At 65.8% G+C, this 14527-nt stretch carries 18 protein-coding genes; 5 read left to right on the plus strand and 13 right to left on the minus strand.

Going from position 1 to position 14527, the window contains the following annotated elements:
* Positions 1-10: 10 nt before the first annotated feature.
* The 4 genes from AAHS21_RS04040 to AAHS21_RS04055 all read right to left on the minus strand — a co-directional run bounded on the left by AAHS21_RS04040 (position 11) and on the right by AAHS21_RS04055 (position 3633).
* Positions 11-952: a class I SAM-dependent methyltransferase gene (locus AAHS21_RS04040; RefSeq protein ID WP_342926380.1), complete on the minus strand. Its 942-nt coding sequence runs from the start codon at positions 950-952 to the stop codon at positions 11-13.
* 30 nt (positions 953-982) lie between these two features.
* A complete protein-coding gene (locus AAHS21_RS04045) occupies positions 983-1936 on the minus strand; it encodes a class I SAM-dependent methyltransferase (protein WP_342926381.1) in 954 nt (317 codons plus the stop codon).
* A 75-nt stretch (positions 1937-2011) separates the two neighbouring features.
* The gene (locus tag AAHS21_RS04050; protein WP_342926382.1) at positions 2012-2647 is read right to left on the minus strand and encodes a TetR/AcrR family transcriptional regulator; all 636 of its coding nucleotides are present in this window, start codon (positions 2645-2647) and stop codon (positions 2012-2014) included.
* Between the two features lie 2 nt (positions 2648-2649).
* Entirely contained in the window at positions 2650-3633 is a 984-nt protein-coding gene (locus tag AAHS21_RS04055) for a pirin family protein (protein ID WP_342926383.1), read from the minus strand.
* A 77-nt stretch (positions 3634-3710) separates the two neighbouring features.
* Between AAHS21_RS04055 and AAHS21_RS04060 the strand changes: the two genes are divergently transcribed.
* A complete protein-coding gene (locus AAHS21_RS04060; RefSeq protein ID WP_342926384.1) occupies positions 3711-5147 on the plus strand; it encodes a chloride channel protein in 1437 nt (478 codons plus the stop codon).
* Positions 5148-5152: 5 nt separating this feature from the next.
* Here the strand turns inward: AAHS21_RS04060 and AAHS21_RS04065 are convergent, their stop codons facing one another.
* Positions 5153-5704 (minus strand): DNA starvation/stationary phase protection protein, encoded by a 552-nt coding sequence (locus tag AAHS21_RS04065; protein ID WP_342926385.1) that lies wholly within the window; start codon positions 5702-5704, stop codon positions 5153-5155.
* A 74-nt stretch (positions 5705-5778) separates the two neighbouring features.
* On the minus strand, positions 5779-6690 hold the full coding sequence (locus AAHS21_RS04070) for a DNA-3-methyladenine glycosylase 2 family protein (RefSeq protein ID WP_342926386.1): 912 nt from the start codon (positions 6688-6690) through the stop codon (positions 5779-5781).
* 61 nt (positions 6691-6751) lie between these two features.
* Between AAHS21_RS04070 and AAHS21_RS04075 the strand changes: the two genes are divergently transcribed.
* Entirely contained in the window at positions 6752-7141 is a 390-nt protein-coding gene (locus AAHS21_RS04075; RefSeq protein WP_342926387.1) for a nuclear transport factor 2 family protein, read from the plus strand.
* A 1-nt stretch (position 7142) separates the two neighbouring features.
* Here AAHS21_RS04075 and AAHS21_RS04080 read toward each other — a convergent pair whose 3' ends face one another.
* Genes AAHS21_RS04080 through AAHS21_RS04095 form a run of 4 tightly spaced genes read right to left on the minus strand, consistent with a single transcriptional unit; the run spans position 7143 to position 9932 of the window.
* Positions 7143-7523, minus strand: a complete 381-nt coding sequence (locus AAHS21_RS04080) for a DUF427 domain-containing protein (protein ID WP_096283717.1) — start codon at positions 7521-7523, stop codon at positions 7143-7145.
* 42 nt (positions 7524-7565) lie between these two features.
* The gene (locus AAHS21_RS04085) at positions 7566-8405 is read right to left on the minus strand and encodes a class I SAM-dependent methyltransferase (protein WP_342926388.1); all 840 of its coding nucleotides are present in this window, start codon (positions 8403-8405) and stop codon (positions 7566-7568) included.
* Between the two features lie 10 nt (positions 8406-8415).
* Positions 8416-9429: an NAD-dependent epimerase/dehydratase family protein gene (locus tag AAHS21_RS04090; RefSeq protein WP_342926389.1), complete on the minus strand. Its 1014-nt coding sequence runs from the start codon at positions 9427-9429 to the stop codon at positions 8416-8418.
* A complete protein-coding gene (locus AAHS21_RS04095; RefSeq protein ID WP_342926390.1) occupies positions 9426-9932 on the minus strand; it encodes a nuclear transport factor 2 family protein in 507 nt (168 codons plus the stop codon). The genes AAHS21_RS04090 and AAHS21_RS04095 overlap by 4 nt, the downstream gene beginning before the upstream one ends.
* A 128-nt stretch (positions 9933-10060) precedes the next feature.
* Between AAHS21_RS04095 and msrA the strand changes: the two genes are divergently transcribed.
* Positions 10061-10573, plus strand: a complete 513-nt coding sequence (gene msrA, locus AAHS21_RS04100) for a peptide-methionine (S)-S-oxide reductase MsrA (RefSeq protein WP_342926391.1) — start codon at positions 10061-10063, stop codon at positions 10571-10573.
* On the opposite strand, the gene AAHS21_RS04105 is transcribed toward msrA, so the two are convergent.
* Positions 10570-11895: a cytochrome P450 gene (locus AAHS21_RS04105; RefSeq protein WP_342926392.1), complete on the minus strand. Its 1326-nt coding sequence runs from the start codon at positions 11893-11895 to the stop codon at positions 10570-10572. The two genes, msrA and AAHS21_RS04105, sit on opposite strands and share 4 nt — an antisense overlap.
* Before the next feature lie 129 nt (positions 11896-12024).
* On the opposite strand from AAHS21_RS04105, the gene AAHS21_RS04110 reads away from it, so the two are divergent.
* Positions 12025-12642: a helix-turn-helix domain-containing protein gene (locus tag AAHS21_RS04110; RefSeq protein ID WP_342926393.1), complete on the plus strand. Its 618-nt coding sequence runs from the start codon at positions 12025-12027 to the stop codon at positions 12640-12642.
* 16 nt (positions 12643-12658) lie between these two features.
* Positions 12659-12871, plus strand: a complete 213-nt coding sequence (locus tag AAHS21_RS04115; protein WP_342926394.1) for a TOBE domain-containing protein — start codon at positions 12659-12661, stop codon at positions 12869-12871.
* A gap of 1 nt (position 12872) precedes the next feature.
* Here the strand turns inward: AAHS21_RS04115 and AAHS21_RS04120 are convergent, their stop codons facing one another.
* Together AAHS21_RS04120 and AAHS21_RS04125 are read right to left on the minus strand one after the other, a co-directional pair.
* The gene (locus AAHS21_RS04120) at positions 12873-13757 is read right to left on the minus strand and encodes an alpha/beta hydrolase (protein ID WP_342926395.1); all 885 of its coding nucleotides are present in this window, start codon (positions 13755-13757) and stop codon (positions 12873-12875) included.
* Between the two features lie 10 nt (positions 13758-13767).
* Positions 13768-14487: an SAM-dependent methyltransferase gene (locus AAHS21_RS04125; protein ID WP_342926396.1), complete on the minus strand. Its 720-nt coding sequence runs from the start codon at positions 14485-14487 to the stop codon at positions 13768-13770.
* Positions 14488-14527 lie beyond the last annotated feature (40 nt).

Genomic DNA, 14527 nt, shown 5'->3' on the forward strand with positions numbered 1-14527 from the left:
TTGCCGCCGGTTACAACCGCTCCCCGATCACGAAATCGGAGAACGAATCCTTGTCGTCGTCCAGCTCGACACCGGCAACCCTGCGGCCCAAGCGCTCCATCTCGTCGAGCGAGTTCTGCGACGTGGCGCGCCAGCCGTGGCCGTTGAGCCACTGCGCGACGTCCGCGCGATTCTCGTCGCGATACATCAGTTCGCCGACGTCGACGCTTTGCTCGATGCCGATCTCGTCGGCGACCTTCTTGAACCGTTCGCGCATCTGTTCACGCCGCTCATCGGAGTGCGTAGGTGCGGTTTCGGCCGAGATGCGGCTGCCCGCCGGGCTCAGCTCACCGATCTGGGTGAACAACTTGTCCTGCGCGTCGGCGGGCAGGTACATCAGCAATCCCTCGGCCAGCCAGGCGGTGCGCTGAGCCGGGTCGAAGCCGGCGGCACGCAGCGCGGCCGGCCAGTCCTCGCGCAGGTCGATGGCCACCTCACGACGGTCGGCGGACGGGGTGGCGCCGCTCTCGGCCAGCGTGGCCGACTTGTAGTCCAGCACCTGAGGCTGGTCGATCTCATAGACGGTGGTGCCGGCCGGCCAGTCCAGCCGGTAGGCCCGCGAATCCAGTCCCGACGCCAGGATCACGACCTGGCGGATCCCACCGGCGACGGCGTCGGCGAAGTACGCGTCGAAGAAATGCGTGCGCACCGCCTGGTAGCCGCGCATGTGGTGGATGCGAGCAGCGGATTCTTCGTCGATGGCTTCGATCTTGGCGACGACCTCGGGGTCGAGCATGGCCTCCCAGATGATCTCGGCCCCGGCGTTGTTCACCAACAGCCTGGCGTAGGGGTCGTGGATCAGCGCGTCGGGCTGCTCGGTTTCGATGGCCCGGGCGGCGGCCACCATGACCGCGGTGCTCCCGACGCTGGTTTTGATGTCCCAGGTGTCGTCATGTGTGCGAAGTGAACTCATCGGCTGTGCTCCAGGTCTTGTGCGGTCGGGTCAGTGTGATGGTCCGGCGAAGCGCGCACGCAGCAGCGCGCTGCGGACGGCATCGTCGGCCAGGTCTTCGGGGACGGCGCGGCCCAGGCGGGCCATCTCGTCGCGGTTGCTGACGACGTTCACCTGCCAGCCGTGCTGGGTCAGCCACTCGGCGGCGTCGGAGCGGTCGGGCTCGTGAAAGGTCAGCGCCTGCACGTTGACGTCCAGGCCGAGCCGGTCCCGCATCCGCTGCCAGCGGTTGGTGTTGCTGCTCGCGTTCATGCCGAACACCTCGATGGCGACCTGGCTACCAGGCACGCTGAGGTCGGTGAACATCTCGAAGAGCCGGTCCTGGGCATCGCTGGGCAGATAGGGCAACAGGCCCTCGGCCAACCATGCCGTGGGCTGGGTGCGGTCGAATCCGGCCGCCGTCAGTGCCGCCGGCCAGTCGTCGCGCAGATCCACCGCGACCGCGCGCCGGCTGGCGGTGGGCAGGTGCGATTCCAGAATTTTGCCTTTGTACTCCAACACCTGTGGCTGGTCGATCTCGTAGACCGTGGTCTCGGCGGGCCAGTCCAGCCGGTAGGCCCGCGAGTCCAGGCCGGCGGCCAGGATCACTACCTGCCGGATTCCGTCGCGGGTGGCGTCGGCGAAGTACTCGTCGAAGAAGTGCGTGCGGACGGCCTGGTAGTCGATGCCGAGACGATGTCCTCGCTGGCCCTGCTCGTCGCCGTCCAGCCAGGCCAGCTCGGGGTCGGTCAACCGGGCCCATGCCGGTCCGGCCGGCGAGACCAGTTTCCGGGCGAAATCGTCCCGAATCAGCGGGTTGGATCCGGCGGTCTCCGCGGCGCGTGCGGCCGCGACACCCAAAGCGGTGGCGCCGACCAGCTCGGTGATGGCCCACGAATCCCCCGCGGTCCGGAGCGAGGGTGGAAGCGGCGGCTGCAACGAGGAGGAGTCGTCGAGATCAGTCATTTCCGGCCCAGCTTACCCGGAAAAGTTAGTTAGCCTATACGCTTTGTGCGCGATCTCACTCGCACGCGAACCGGCTCAGTCCCGTCCCTTGAACAGCGCGCCCTCCAGCAACTGGCCCAGCATGCCGGTGACGGCCTGCATCTCCTGGTAGCTCTGGACATAGCCGGCGTAGAACCCGGCGCCGCACAGCACCACCAAAAGGGTCTCGATCAACGCTTTGGCATCGACTGGGATAGCGAACTCCCCCTGCTCGATTGCGTCATTGATGACACGCGTCAAGAAGTCTCGACAAATCCTTATCGCATCGTTTTCTGCTTGGCTCAATTCGGGGTGGCGCTGGGATTCCAGAATCGAACCGATCAGAAACGCCGACGCCGCGGGATGCTCGGAATTTGTCGCGACGGCCGCCGAGATGAACCCGGTGAGCCGGGCCATCAGGGTCGTCTCGCGGTCCGCCTGTGCGATGCCGGCCCCGAAGAGGAGTTCGCTGGTTTCGCTCAGCACCTCTCGATACAGCACCCGCTTGCTGGAAAAGTAGTGGTTAATGGCTGGCCGGGTGAGATCGGCGCGCACCGCAATTGCCTGAAACGTGGCTCCCTCGTAGCCACGTTCGCTGAACACCAAGCGGCCGGCGCGCAAGATTCTCTTGCGCGTCTCGTCTGCCTTCGCGGCGGGTGGACGGCCCGGCCGGCGCCTCGCCGTGGACGGCACCGTTAGAGTGTGCCACCCCTTCGGGTAGGCATTAAAGCATTTGGCGGAATGTTGCCGAACTTTCCCGCTTGGTAGTCCTCCAGTGCTTGGAGCAATTCCGCGCGCGAGTTCATCACAAATGGCCCGTAGTGGAATACCGGCTCCCGAATCGGTTGTCCGCCCAGCAGTAACACATCAATTGCTGAGGTCGACGACGATTCCTGAGTCGAGTCAGCCGCTACCGTGATCCGGTCGCCGGGCCCGAGCACGAGCAATTGGCGTGCGCGAATCGGATGACCGACCGGTCCGACCGACCCACTGCCGGACAACACATAAACCAGCGCATTGAAATCCCGCCGCCAAGGAATATTGAGCCGTGCCCCGTTTTGAATTGTGGCGTGCGCCAAGGTGATTGGCGTGTGGGTGATGCCCGGGCCGCCCTGACCGTCGATCTCACCGGCGATGATGCGGACCAATGCCCCGCCGTCGTCGGAGGCCAGCAGCCTGGCGTCGACGCCTTCGATGGCCTGATACCTGGGCGCCGCGAACTTGTCCTTCTTCGGCAAGTTCACCCAGAGCTGGATGCCGTGGAACAGCCCGCCACTTTCGACCAATTCGGCGGGCGGGGTCTCGATGTGCAGAATCCCGGACCCTGCCGTCATCCACTGCGTCGCGCCGTCGGTGATCAGCCCACCACCGCCGTGGGAATCCTGGTGCGCGAACTTGCCGTCGATCAGGTAGGTGACGGTTTCGAAGCCACGGTGCGGGTGCCAGTCGGTACCCCGCGGCTCTCCCGGCTCGTAGTCCACCTCGCCCATCTGGTCCATGTGCACGAACGGGTCCAGGGCGGCGGCGCTGACGCCGGCGAATGCCCGGACGACAGGGAACCCTTCGCCCTCGTATCCGCGCGGTCCGGTGGTGATCGAGCGGACCGGGCGTTCGGTGTCTTGTGGGGTGGCCGCGCCGACCCGCGGCAATGTCAACGTGTCTGCGGTGATGGCAGGCATATCAACCTCCTTTAGTGAGAACTACCCATATAACCGGACCGGAGTCCGGTTATTCCGCTCTGTCATAGGATGGCGCGGTGGAGCCGACGGAGGACGAGCCCCAGCCCGCTGTCGCTCCTGCCGCGGCCGCCGGCGGGCGATTCGGAGCATCGATCAGACAGGCGAGCTACCTGCCCAAGTGGTTCGCGCTGGGCATCACGATCGGCGTCATCTCGGGTTTGGGTGCGGTGGTGTTCTATCTGGTCCTGAAATACGCCGGCGATTTCCTGCTCGGCTATCTGGCCGACTACCGCATCCCGACGCCGGTGGGCGAGGGCGGCAGCCGCGGTTCGGCCGGCTTCACGCGTCCATGGGCTATTCCACTGGTGACGACGGCCGGGGCGCTGCTGTCGGCCTTGCTGGTGGCCAAGCTCGCGCCGGAGGCCACCGGGCACGGCACCGACGAAGCCATCGAGGCGGTGCACACCGATCCCCGCGCGATCCGCTTCCGGGCGGTGCTGGTGAAGATGGTCGCCAGCGCGTTGACGATCGGCTCGGGCGGTTCGGGTGGCCGCGAGGGCCCGACGGCACAGATCTCGGCCGGCTTCTGCTCGCTGCTGACCCGGCGCCTCGGCCTGTCCGACGAGGACGGTCGGATCGCGGTCGCGCTGGGCATCGGTGCGGGTATCGGCGCGATCTTTGCCGCGCCACTGGGCGGCGCGGTGCTGGCCGCCTCGATCACCTACCGCGACGACTTCGACTATCGCTGCCTGTTGCCCGGATTCATCACCTCGGGGACGGCGTACGCGGTGCTCGGTGCATTCCTGGGGTTCGACCCGCTGTTCGGCTACATCGACGCCGAGTATCGGTTCGAAAAGTCGTGGCCGCTGCTGTGGTTCGTGGTGCTCGGTCTGGTCGCGGCGGCGGTCGGCTACCTGTACGCCTGGATCTTTCACGCCTCGGTCCGGCTCACCCGCCGGCTGCCGGGCGGGCCGGTCCTCAAGCCCGCGGCGGGCGGCCTGCTGGTCGGGCTGCTGGGCCTGCTGATCCCGGAGATTCTGAGCAGCGGCTACGGCTGGGCTCAGCTGGCGGCCGACCGCACCGCCCTGCTACAGATCCCGCTCTGGATCATCCTCGTCCTGCCGCTGGCCAAGATCGTCGCGACCTCGCTGTCGATCGGCACTGGGGGATCCGGCGGACTGTTCGGTCCCGGCATCGTGATCGGCGCCTTCGTCGGCGCCGCCGTCTGGCGTCTCGGCGAGCTAGCCGCTGCGCCCGGCATACCCAATGGGCCGGGCATCTTCGTCGTGGTCGGCATGATGAGCTGCTTCGGCAGCGTCGCCCGGGCACCGCTGGCCATCATGATCATGGTCGCGGAGATGACCGGCTCGTTCTCGGTGGTGCCTGGAGCCATCATCGCGGTGGGTATCGCGTCGTTGCTGATGTCGCGCACCAACGTCACGATCTACGAGGCACAGCGCCTCAACCGCGAGGCCGCCGAAGCCGAGCGCGCGCCCAAGGCCGCGCCCGAGTAGCTGCCCTACGACTTCTTCCGTCGCGCGGTGTCGGCCGCACCCTTTTCGGTCTTCTTGCCCTCGTGAGTCAGCGTGCCGCCCGCGCTCTCCAGATGCGCACGGACAAACCACTGGAACTTCTCCAGTTGTCCAGCCTGACCGATCAACATGCCCTGGGTGACCTGGTCGAGTTCCTCTGTCTCGTCGATGGCTTCGCGGATGTCTTCGATCACGCCGTTGTAGACGAGGTCCAGCGCCGCCAGGTGCGCCTGGACGGTGTCGCGACCAACCGAATAGTCGTCCCATGACCGGTCCCGGATGATGGCGCCCGGAGTTCCTTCCGGGGAAGCACCAAGGGCCGCAATACGTTCGGCGACGTCATCGGCGAAAGCACGCACCGCATCGACTTGGGGATCGATCATCTCGTGCACACCAATGAAGTTGGGGCCCACGACATTCCAGTGAACATGCTTCAGCGTCAAGTGCAGATCGTTGTACGTACTCAGTTGCTTCTGCAACAACTCGGCCAACCGGGCACCCTGCTTTTCGGTCAATCCCGGAATGGTGAACTGCGTCATCGATCGCTCCCTGCGTGTCGTACCGGCAATTTCACGACGAGTACCCGATGACCCGGCTCGAAAACACCGGCTGGTCAGAGCGCATGGATTTGCTGGACCGGCAGTCGTGCGCCGCGTCGCGGCTCGTAGGCCAGTCCGCTGGCATAGAGCACGCAGACCACCCGGTGGCGGTGTGGCCGCATCGGCTCCAGCAGCTCGAGCATGCCCTCGTCGTCGACCGGGTGGCCCACCAACGTCCAGCCGATCATCTTCGGAACGTGGTAATCCCCGACCGAGACGGCATCGGCATCGCCGAACGCCCGTTGCGCGGTCTCGGCGGCCGTCCACTCCCCGACTCCCGGCAGCGACGTCAGCGCTTCGCGCACCTGCGCCGCCGGCCGTGACGCCAGCCGTTCCAGCGAGGCCGCCCGGCGCGCACACGTCACGACGGTCCGGGCCCGGCGCGGATCGACGTTAGCGCGATGGAATTCCCATGACGGGATGCTTCGCCAGACCTCGGCCGACGGCGGCACGCGCATGCCGGCCGGCGCCGGTCCGGGTGCCACCGTGCCGTACTTGGACACCAGCTTCCGCCAGGAGGAGAACGCGTCGGCGCCCGGCACCCGCTGCTCGATGATCGCCGGGATCAGCGCTTCCAGCACCTGCCCGGTACGGCCCAGGCGCAGGTGCGGGACGCGCTTGTGCGCTGCGGCAACCGTCGGGTGTGCCGGCGCGAAGCCCGAGGCGTCGTCGTCGGCACCCAGCAGTGCGGGTAGCCGCTCGAGAAACTCCTCGGCACCGTCACCCCAGGCCTCGCAGCGCGCGGCGTCGGCGGCCGCGCGGCTGATGCGCGCGGTGACCGGCCCGCTGGGCAGCAGGCTGGTGCGCCAGATGGTGGCATCACCCGGGAGGCGAAAACAGGGGTCCCGGGGACCGCGGCGAAGCGGCGCGAGGGTGGGCCCGAAGCTGACCGCCCCGGGAAGCGTCACCGTTCGCGTGCTCGTCACCGACGACTCCGGATTTCCACTCTGATTGACCGCCCACTACCTGCCACGACACTATTGCGATGTGATGACGCCGTTCGATGCTCCCAACGCCGAGCTGGCCTGGATGTTCCTCCAGAGTCTGAGCGAAGGCGGCGACCTCGACGAGGGTTTCGCGTTGCTCAGCGACGACTTCAGCTACTGGAGCCTGTTCACCCGGGAGACCTACGACAAGGAAGCCCTGCGCCGCGTGACCGACCGGCGCAAGCAGTCCGTCGAACTCACCATCGATTTGCTTCGCTGCATCAACGAAGGAGAAACGGTCGTCGTAGAGGCGTATGCCACCGGCACCAATTCCAACGGCGAGCAATACGACACACCGTTCGTGTGCATCTTCGAGACCAGTGACGGGCTGATCGTCTCGATGCGCGAGTACAGCGACACCCGTGCCTACCCCAAGCTGCTGGGCGGGTGACCTATTCGGCGGTGACGCTGATGTCGGCCTTGTTGGGGTAAAACGCGACGTGCCCGGCGATCTCGGCGACCGCGGGGTACGGCTGCTCGTAGGTCCAGATCACATCCTCGACGGTGTCGCCCGCCGAGGTCGTGACGGCGTAGTAGCTGGCGTCGCCCTTGAACGGGCAGTAGCTGACGGTTTCGGTGCGGGTCAACCGGTCCTGTGCCACGTCGGCCAGCGGAATGTATTGCACCCCAGGGATTGTCGCTTCCCGCAACTCGAGGGCCGCAGTGGTGTCGGCGACGAGCTCGCCGTTGACGCGAACCTGGACACGTCCCTTGGTCGGGCTGATGGTGATCGGGTGCCCCGCGTTGGGTTCCAGGATTTCTTTGTGGGCCATGCTGTTCCTCCTCAGACGTATCGGTGCAACACCGTCAGGCGGTCAAGACTTCCCCGCATCGACCGGCCCGAACGCGTAGCGATGGTATTGCGACATGTAGCGCAACGCCGGAACCGCTGCCATCGCCCTGCCTATCCAGCGCACATACGGTGAAACCAGGTCGAACGTATCGCTGTCGAAGACCGATTCCCAGGCCAGCACGCGCACCCCGGGAACCGCGTCGACGATGTCGCTGGGCCCGTCGATGCCCCAGTGCAGCTTCGAGCCGGAGCGCCGGACCACCGCGTTGATCCACTGGGTGCGAATGCCGAACGTGTTGAACGCGTCGAACTGCAACTCACCGGATGCGAACCGCTCGACGACGCGGCGCAGCAGCGCTAGCCCGTCGTATTTGGTCAGATACATGGTCAGGCCTTCGCCGAGGAACAGCACCGGACGGTCGGGGAGTATCTCCTGCAGCCACGCCGGTTCGGTGACCGAGGCGGCCAGCATCCGGCAGTTGGCCCGCTGCGGGTAGACGCGTTCGCGCAGGCTGATCACGTCGGGGTAGTCGATGTCGTACCACCGCACACCCGGGCCCGGATCCAGCCGGTACACCCGGGAGTCCAGGCCGCAGCCCACATGCAGCACGACGGCTTCGGGGTGCACGGCCAGAAACTGGCGGGCCCAGTTGTCGAAATGCGCGGTGCGAACCGCGACCGACGGAGCGCGGCGCGCGTCGATGGTCGTTGCGGCCCAGTCGTATTCGATGCGGTCCACGGCGGCCTTGGCGTAGTGATCGCTCAGGATCGAGTTGGGTGCATCGGCGTCCAGCGCTTTGGCGTACAGCGTCGCCAGCATCGTCTGCGGGGGCCCGTTCAGATCGACGCGAATCCGGTCCATTCGACCGAGCCTATTCTGGTTGGGCGACCGTTCGAGGGGTGCGCATCGCGGCCCAGAACCGGGCGGCCTGGCGAATCGATTCCTCGACCGGGCGCGGCTGCCAGCCCAGCTCGCGGCGCGCCTTGCTGCTGTCCACCGGCGCTTCGGCACGCATCATCCGCACCGACGTGAGGCTGAGTTGGGCGTCGGTACCGGTGAGCTTGGCCTTCACGGTGCCGGCCGCCGCAAGTGCGTAGAGCATCGGGACCGAGATCGCCCGCCGCGGCGGCGCGACGCCGGCCTCGTCGGCCGCGATCCGGATCGAATCGTTGAGCGCCATCATCTTCTCGGAAACCAGGTAGCGCTCCCCGATGCGGCCGTGCTCGGCGGCCAGGATCATGGCCCGGGCGGCGTCGTCGACGCCGACGACTTCGAGCTGAATGCCGTTCATGAGGAACGGCAGTTTGCCGAAGACCGCGCCCGCGATGAAGGCGCCATGCGGGGTCCCGCCCCAGTCGCCGTCGCCGTAGGTGGTGGACACACACATCGCGACGGCCGGCAACCCGGCGTCGGCGACGTAGCGCATCACCAGGTTTTCGGCCTGAACCCGAGATTGCACGTAGGGCGTCAGCCCGCGCGAGGCGATCATGTCGTCTTCGGTCGCCACGTGACCGTGCCGTCGGCCCACGGTCGCGTAGGTGCTGGTGAAGATGAACCGGCGCAGGTTGGCGTCCTTAGCGACATCGAGAACGTTGCGCAATCCCTCGACATTGGTGCGGAACAGCGGCGCCGGGTCCCGCAGCCACGCGCGGGTGTCGACGACGCAGTAGTACACGTCGTCGACGCCGTCCATCGCCTCGCGCAGCGTGGCGGTGTCGAAGACGTCGCCGTGAAAGCGGGTGACGTCGAGGTCGTCGATGGAGCGGGTGTTCGCGCCTTCGCGCACCATCACCCGCACCTGCGCACCGTCGCCGACGAGTTGGCGGGTCACATGCGAGCCGAGAAAACCGTTGGCGCCGATGACAAGTTTCGGTTTGGCACTCACTGCGCGCCGCCGTACTGAGCCACGAATTGCGCACCCGCTTCGTCGAGGGTGCCGAGTTCGGCCGCCTTACGGCACCACTTCAGCGTGGCCTGCACGAAGCGCAGCGGGTTGTAGATGTCTTCCTGCTGTCGCCACAGGCCATCGCCGGCGTAGGTGATGATCGAAATGTTGGTCTCCCCGATGACGGTGCCGTCGCCCGGATCGCGCATCGGGTTGTCGAGCTCCATGATGACGCGGCCCGTGGGCTCGTCGATGACGTGCCACAGCGAGGGGAACGCCACCATGTGACTGCCCGGAAAGCTGCCCATGGTCCGGCTGATCCATTCCCGGACCTCGTCGCGTCCGCGCATCGTGCCCGCCGCGTGTTCGATGTACAGAACGTCGGGTGTGTAGTGCTGGACCCAGGCGTCCCAATCATGGGATTGCGCGGCCGCATCGACGGTCGCTTCGAATGTGGCGAAGGCGTCGACGAGTTCGCTCCGGGAGAATTGCGGGCTGTTCACGCGAAAACTAGAACACGTTCTACCGTGGTTTGTCGAGGGCTTCGCCTCGCGGGTGTACGCGGTCGAGAACATCAGGATAATCGGAGGGAGATTGCGGCCATTCGGCCCGAACGAAATGAGGCAATGACATGACCGACACGCAAAAGGCGATTCTCGCTGGCGGCTGCTTCTGGGGCATGCAGGACCTGATCCGCAAACAACCCGGCGTGGTCTCGACCCGCGTCGGCTACACCGGCGACCCGAATGTACCCAACGCGACCTACCGCAACCACGGCTCGCATGCCGAGGCCATCGAGATCGTCTACGACCCGACCGCCACCGACTACCGCACGCTGCTGGAGTTCTTCTTCCAAATCCACGATCCGACAACGAAAAACCGGCAGGGTAACGACCGCGGCACCAGCTACCGGTCGGCGATCTTCTACGTCGACGACGAGCAGAAGCAGGTCGCGCTGGACACCATCGCCGACGTCGAGGCCTCGGGGCTATGGCCCGGCAAGGTCGTGACCGAGGTCAGTCCCGCCGGCGACTTCTGGGAGGCCGAGCCCGAACACCAGGACTACCTGGAGCGCTACCCCAGCGGATACACCTGCCACTACATCCGCCCGGGCTGGAAGCTGCCTCGTCGCGCGTCCGCCTAGCGTCGCTGCAGCACAACCCGGCCGCCGCCCTTCGGGATGAACGCGACTCCGCGGGAATGCCAGCGCTCGCCCGGGGCGTCCGTGGTCTCAATGGTGAAGTGGCGCAACACCGTTCGAAGCACGACGTCCATCTCCATGTTGGCGAAGGCCGCCCCGACACAGCGGCGGGTGCCGCCGCCGAATGGAATCCAGGACAGCGCCGACGGTTTGGTTCCGATGAACCGCTGCGGGTCGAAGCGCCCGGGATCGGGGAATACCTCCGGATTGTCGTGTATCTGCGCGATGCCGACGATGATCGAATAGCCGCGGGGAATCGCCCACTCACCCAGTTGATACGTCTGCGGGTAGACGTGACGGCCCGCGAAATCGATCACGGTCCTGGACCGCTGAACCTCCAGGATCGTCGCCTGCCGCAGCTCATTGCCGTCGCCGTCAGCCTCGTCGACGAGCTGCGCCAGCAGCTGCGGATGCCGGCTGATTCGTTCGAATGCCCACGCCAGCGTCGACGCGGTGGTCTCGTGCCCCGCCGCCAACAGGGCCAGGAGCTCGTCTCCAATCTCCTTGTGCGACATGGTCGAACCATCTTCGTAGCTGCTGCGCAGCAGCAGCGCGAGCACATCGGCCCGATCGGCGAAGTCCGGGTCAGCCCGCTCCGCCGCGATCAGCTTCTCGATGACGTTGTCGTACTGCCGCCGCCATTCATCCAGCCGGTGCCATGGGCTGAACCGGCCATAGTCGCGCTTGGGCTTCGGCAATGCGGCCAGGCGCGAGCCCAGCGTGACCCACGGCGGGATGAGCCCTCGTAGCTCGTCGAGCTCGGCGCCATCGGCACCGAAAACCGCACGCAGGATGGCGTTGAGCGTGATTCGCATCATCGGCGGCAGCGTCGCGAACGCCTGGCCTTCCGGCCACTCGGCGGACTCGCGCAGTGTCTCTTCTTCGATGATGTTCTCGTAGTTCTTCATGCTCTTGCCGTGGAACGGCGGCGCGAGCAACCGCCGACGGCGGCGGTGCTCGTCGCCCTCGAGTCCGAAGACCGAGCCGGAGCCGAAGAATCTGCTCAGATTGGGCTGGATGTTGCCGAGCTCGTCTGGGCTGGTGGTGAAGATCTGTTTGGCCAGCTGCGGGTCACTGACCGCGATCACGCGCCCCCACATCGGCAGCTTCAGCGCGACCACACTGCCGTAGCGGCGTGACAGTCGCTGCATCATCAGTCGTCGCGAAATCGCAAAGCCCAAGCCCTGCACGATCTTTGGCGCCCGCACTGCGGGTGGCAGTCTGACTGCGCAGGCCGGCGGTGCGGCGGTGACTACTTCGCTCATGGCGCTACGTCTCCCAACATCTGCCCCAGTCCGGGGGTTGGTACCGCGGTGTACCACAGATCTATCCCCGTACGGTACTCTGTGGTACCGAACCTGACAAGGGAGTGAACACCGAAAGGGCCGCCGACCATGCCATCCGCGACGACGGTGACAGACGCGGTTGAGGTCGCGGTTGTTCAAGATCCTTTCCGGCTCCGGCTGCTCGACGGTCTTGCCACCTCGATCGGCGAACGCGGCTATCGCGCCAGCACCGTCGCCGACGTGGTGCGCCACGCGCGCACGTCCAAGCGCACGTTCTACGACCAATTCGCCAGCAAGGAAGAGTGTTTCCTCGAGCTATTGGCCGCCGACATCGAAAAGCTCGGCGAGCGCATCGCCGATTCCGTCGATCCCGAGACCGACTGGCACGACCAGATCCGCCAAGCCGTCGAGGCCTACGTCGCCTATATCGAAGCGCGGCCGGCGATTACGTTGAGCTGGATTCGTGAGCTGCCGTCGCTGGGACCCGTCGGTCGACCGGTCCAGCGCCGTGGCCTACAGCTGTTGTCCGACTTGTTGATCGACCTCAGCGCCAGCCCCGGGTTCCGGCGCGCCGAACTGCCGCCACTGACCGCGCCGCTGGCCGTGATCTTGCTCGGCGGGTTGCGCGAATTGACCGCGCTCGCCGTCGAAGACGGCCAGGCCGTCCGCGAGATTGTCGAACCGGCCGTCGACGCGTGCATCGCGCTGCTGGGCCCTCGCCACTAGCAGCTAACCTCGTCGCATGCGGCTATCCACTCGAAACCAGCTCAAGGGCACCATCATCGAGGTTGAACTCGGATCGGTGATGGCGGTCGTGAAGGTCAAACTCGACGGTGGCGAGCACATCGTCACCTCCTCGGTCACCAAGGACGCCGCGATCGACCTCGGTCTCAAGGTCGGTCAGCCCGCGACGGTTTTCATCAAGTCGACCGAAGTCACCATCGGCGTCGAGTAACTCACAGTTTCAAGAACGCGCGCACCCGGTCCAGCACCAAGTCGGGTCGTTGCGCGATGATCCAATGGCCGGCATCGTCGACCAGCTCCACCTCGAAATCGCTTATGTGGTCCTCGTATCCGTCGGTCAGGTTGGGCGTGATCACCGGATCCTGCGTACCGGTCAGCCAGCGGACCGGCACGTCGACGCGAGCGTCCGCGTACTGGCCGCGCACCCAGCGCATCATTTCTCCGGTCTGATAACTGCGGTACCACCGGGAGCCCGCCTCCGCGTGGCCGGGCTCGCGCATGCACTCGAGGTACAAGCCGGCGCTCTCTTCGGGAATCGAGAACCCGCCACCGACCCAGGGCCCCAACATTCGCATGAACCGCGAGTTGGGATCCCTGAGCAACCGGGGACCGATGACCGGCAACGATATCGGAATCTGGTACCAGAGCCGCCACAGGTTGAGCACCCCCGACGGACTCAACTTCACAAAGGGCGCAACGGTGTTGATGCCGAAGAATCCGGTTACCTTCTCCGGATGGCGCAGCATCATGATGAACGCGGTCGGTCCGCCCCAGTCGTGGGCGACGAGCTTCACCTTGTCGATACCCAAATGGTCGAGCACGCCGGCGAGATCCTCAGCCTTCTCCACCTTGGTGTAGCGCGAGCGGGGCGCCGAACTCCAGCCCGCACCGCGCAGATCCGGACACAACACCCGATAGCCATCGGCGGCCAACGGACCGATCAGCTCATGCCACTCCCACCAGTTCTCCGGGAAGCCGTGCACCAACATCACGGCCGGTCCGCCGGGCGGCCCGGCGTCGGCGACGTGGATTGTCACTCCGTCGCCGAGTTCTACGTACCGGTGCTCGACTCCGTCCAACGCGGGCATGGTGACCATGCTTGAAAAGCTAGCGCAAGGATGCCATCTGAGGAACCGTGCGCAATGAGCTATCCGCTCTCACGGCAGTGACGAGGCTAAGCGCACTGAACGTGAACCAGGCATGCCGACCTATCTGTGGCGTCGGACGGTCATGGACGTTCAATAGGTCCAGCAACTCGGTGCGTTCGACCTGCCAGCCGTGGCAACGAAACCAAGTCGCGGCCTCGTCGCGTCGCTGGGTGTAGATCAGCGACAGGAATCTCAACTCCCCAGCGTCGCCGCGTTCGGTCGCGTCGTCGAACAGCTTGTCCATCACCACATCTGGCAGAATCGCCATCTGCTCGATGGCGACTAGGCTACCGGGTGCGGATAACGCGGCGACGGCGTCGAAGAGTTGCCGTTGAGCATCACCGCCCAGATACATCGACAGCCCTTCGATTAACCATGCAACGGGCTTCGATGTGTCAAAACCGTTATCGTGTAATGACTTAACCCAGTCGTCACGCAGGTCGACGGCGACCTCACGCCGGGTGGCCCGCGCAACCGCCCCGGTCGTCGTCAGCACTCGTCGTTTGAATGCGTGTATCAGCGGTTGGTCCAGCTCGAAGAGTATGGAGTCAGGGTTCCATCGCAGACGGTAGGCGCGAGAATCCAAGCCGGCAGCCGGAATCACGACCTGACGTACTCCGGCGGCGATTGCGGCGGCGCAGAAGGCCGTCACGCGGTTCGAGTAGTAACCAGAGGCCACGAAGATATACGATTTCGTGAGAAGGACGCAGGGGCAAGGA

This window comes from Mycobacterium sp. 050272, assembly GCF_039023525.1.
GTDB lineage: Bacteria > Actinomycetota > Actinomycetes > Mycobacteriales > Mycobacteriaceae > Mycobacterium.

Excerpts from the sequence above, each read along its gene's own strand:
- AAHS21_RS04080 (WP_096283717.1), bottom strand. The coding sequence starts at position 7,523 with ATGGCCCACAAAGAAATCCTGGAACCCAACGCGGGGCACCCGATCACC.
- AAHS21_RS04040 (WP_342926380.1), bottom strand. The coding sequence starts at position 952 with ATGAGTTCACTTCGCACACATGACGACACCTGGGACATCAAAACCAGC.
- AAHS21_RS04115 (WP_342926394.1), top strand. The coding sequence starts at position 12,659 with ATGCGGCTATCCACTCGAAACCAGCTCAAGGGCACCATCATCGAGGTT.
- msrA (WP_342926391.1), top strand. The coding sequence starts at position 10,061 with ATGACCGACACGCAAAAGGCGATTCTCGCTGGCGGCTGCTTCTGGGGC.
- AAHS21_RS04110 (WP_342926393.1), top strand. The coding sequence starts at position 12,025 with ATGCCATCCGCGACGACGGTGACAGACGCGGTTGAGGTCGCGGTTGTT.
- AAHS21_RS04055 (WP_342926383.1), bottom strand. The coding sequence starts at position 3,633 with ATGCCTGCCATCACCGCAGACACGTTGACATTGCCGCGGGTCGGCGCG.
- AAHS21_RS04065 (WP_342926385.1), bottom strand. The coding sequence starts at position 5,704 with ATGACGCAGTTCACCATTCCGGGATTGACCGAAAAGCAGGGTGCCCGG.
- AAHS21_RS04120 (WP_342926395.1), bottom strand. The coding sequence starts at position 13,757 with ATGGTCACCATGCCCGCGTTGGACGGAGTCGAGCACCGGTACGTAGAA.
- AAHS21_RS04085 (WP_342926388.1), bottom strand. The coding sequence starts at position 8,405 with ATGGACCGGATTCGCGTCGATCTGAACGGGCCCCCGCAGACGATGCTG.
- AAHS21_RS04045 (WP_342926381.1), bottom strand. The coding sequence starts at position 1,936 with ATGACTGATCTCGACGACTCCTCCTCGTTGCAGCCGCCGCTTCCACCC.
- AAHS21_RS04105 (WP_342926392.1), bottom strand. The coding sequence starts at position 11,895 with ATGAGCGAAGTAGTCACCGCCGCACCGCCGGCCTGCGCAGTCAGACTG.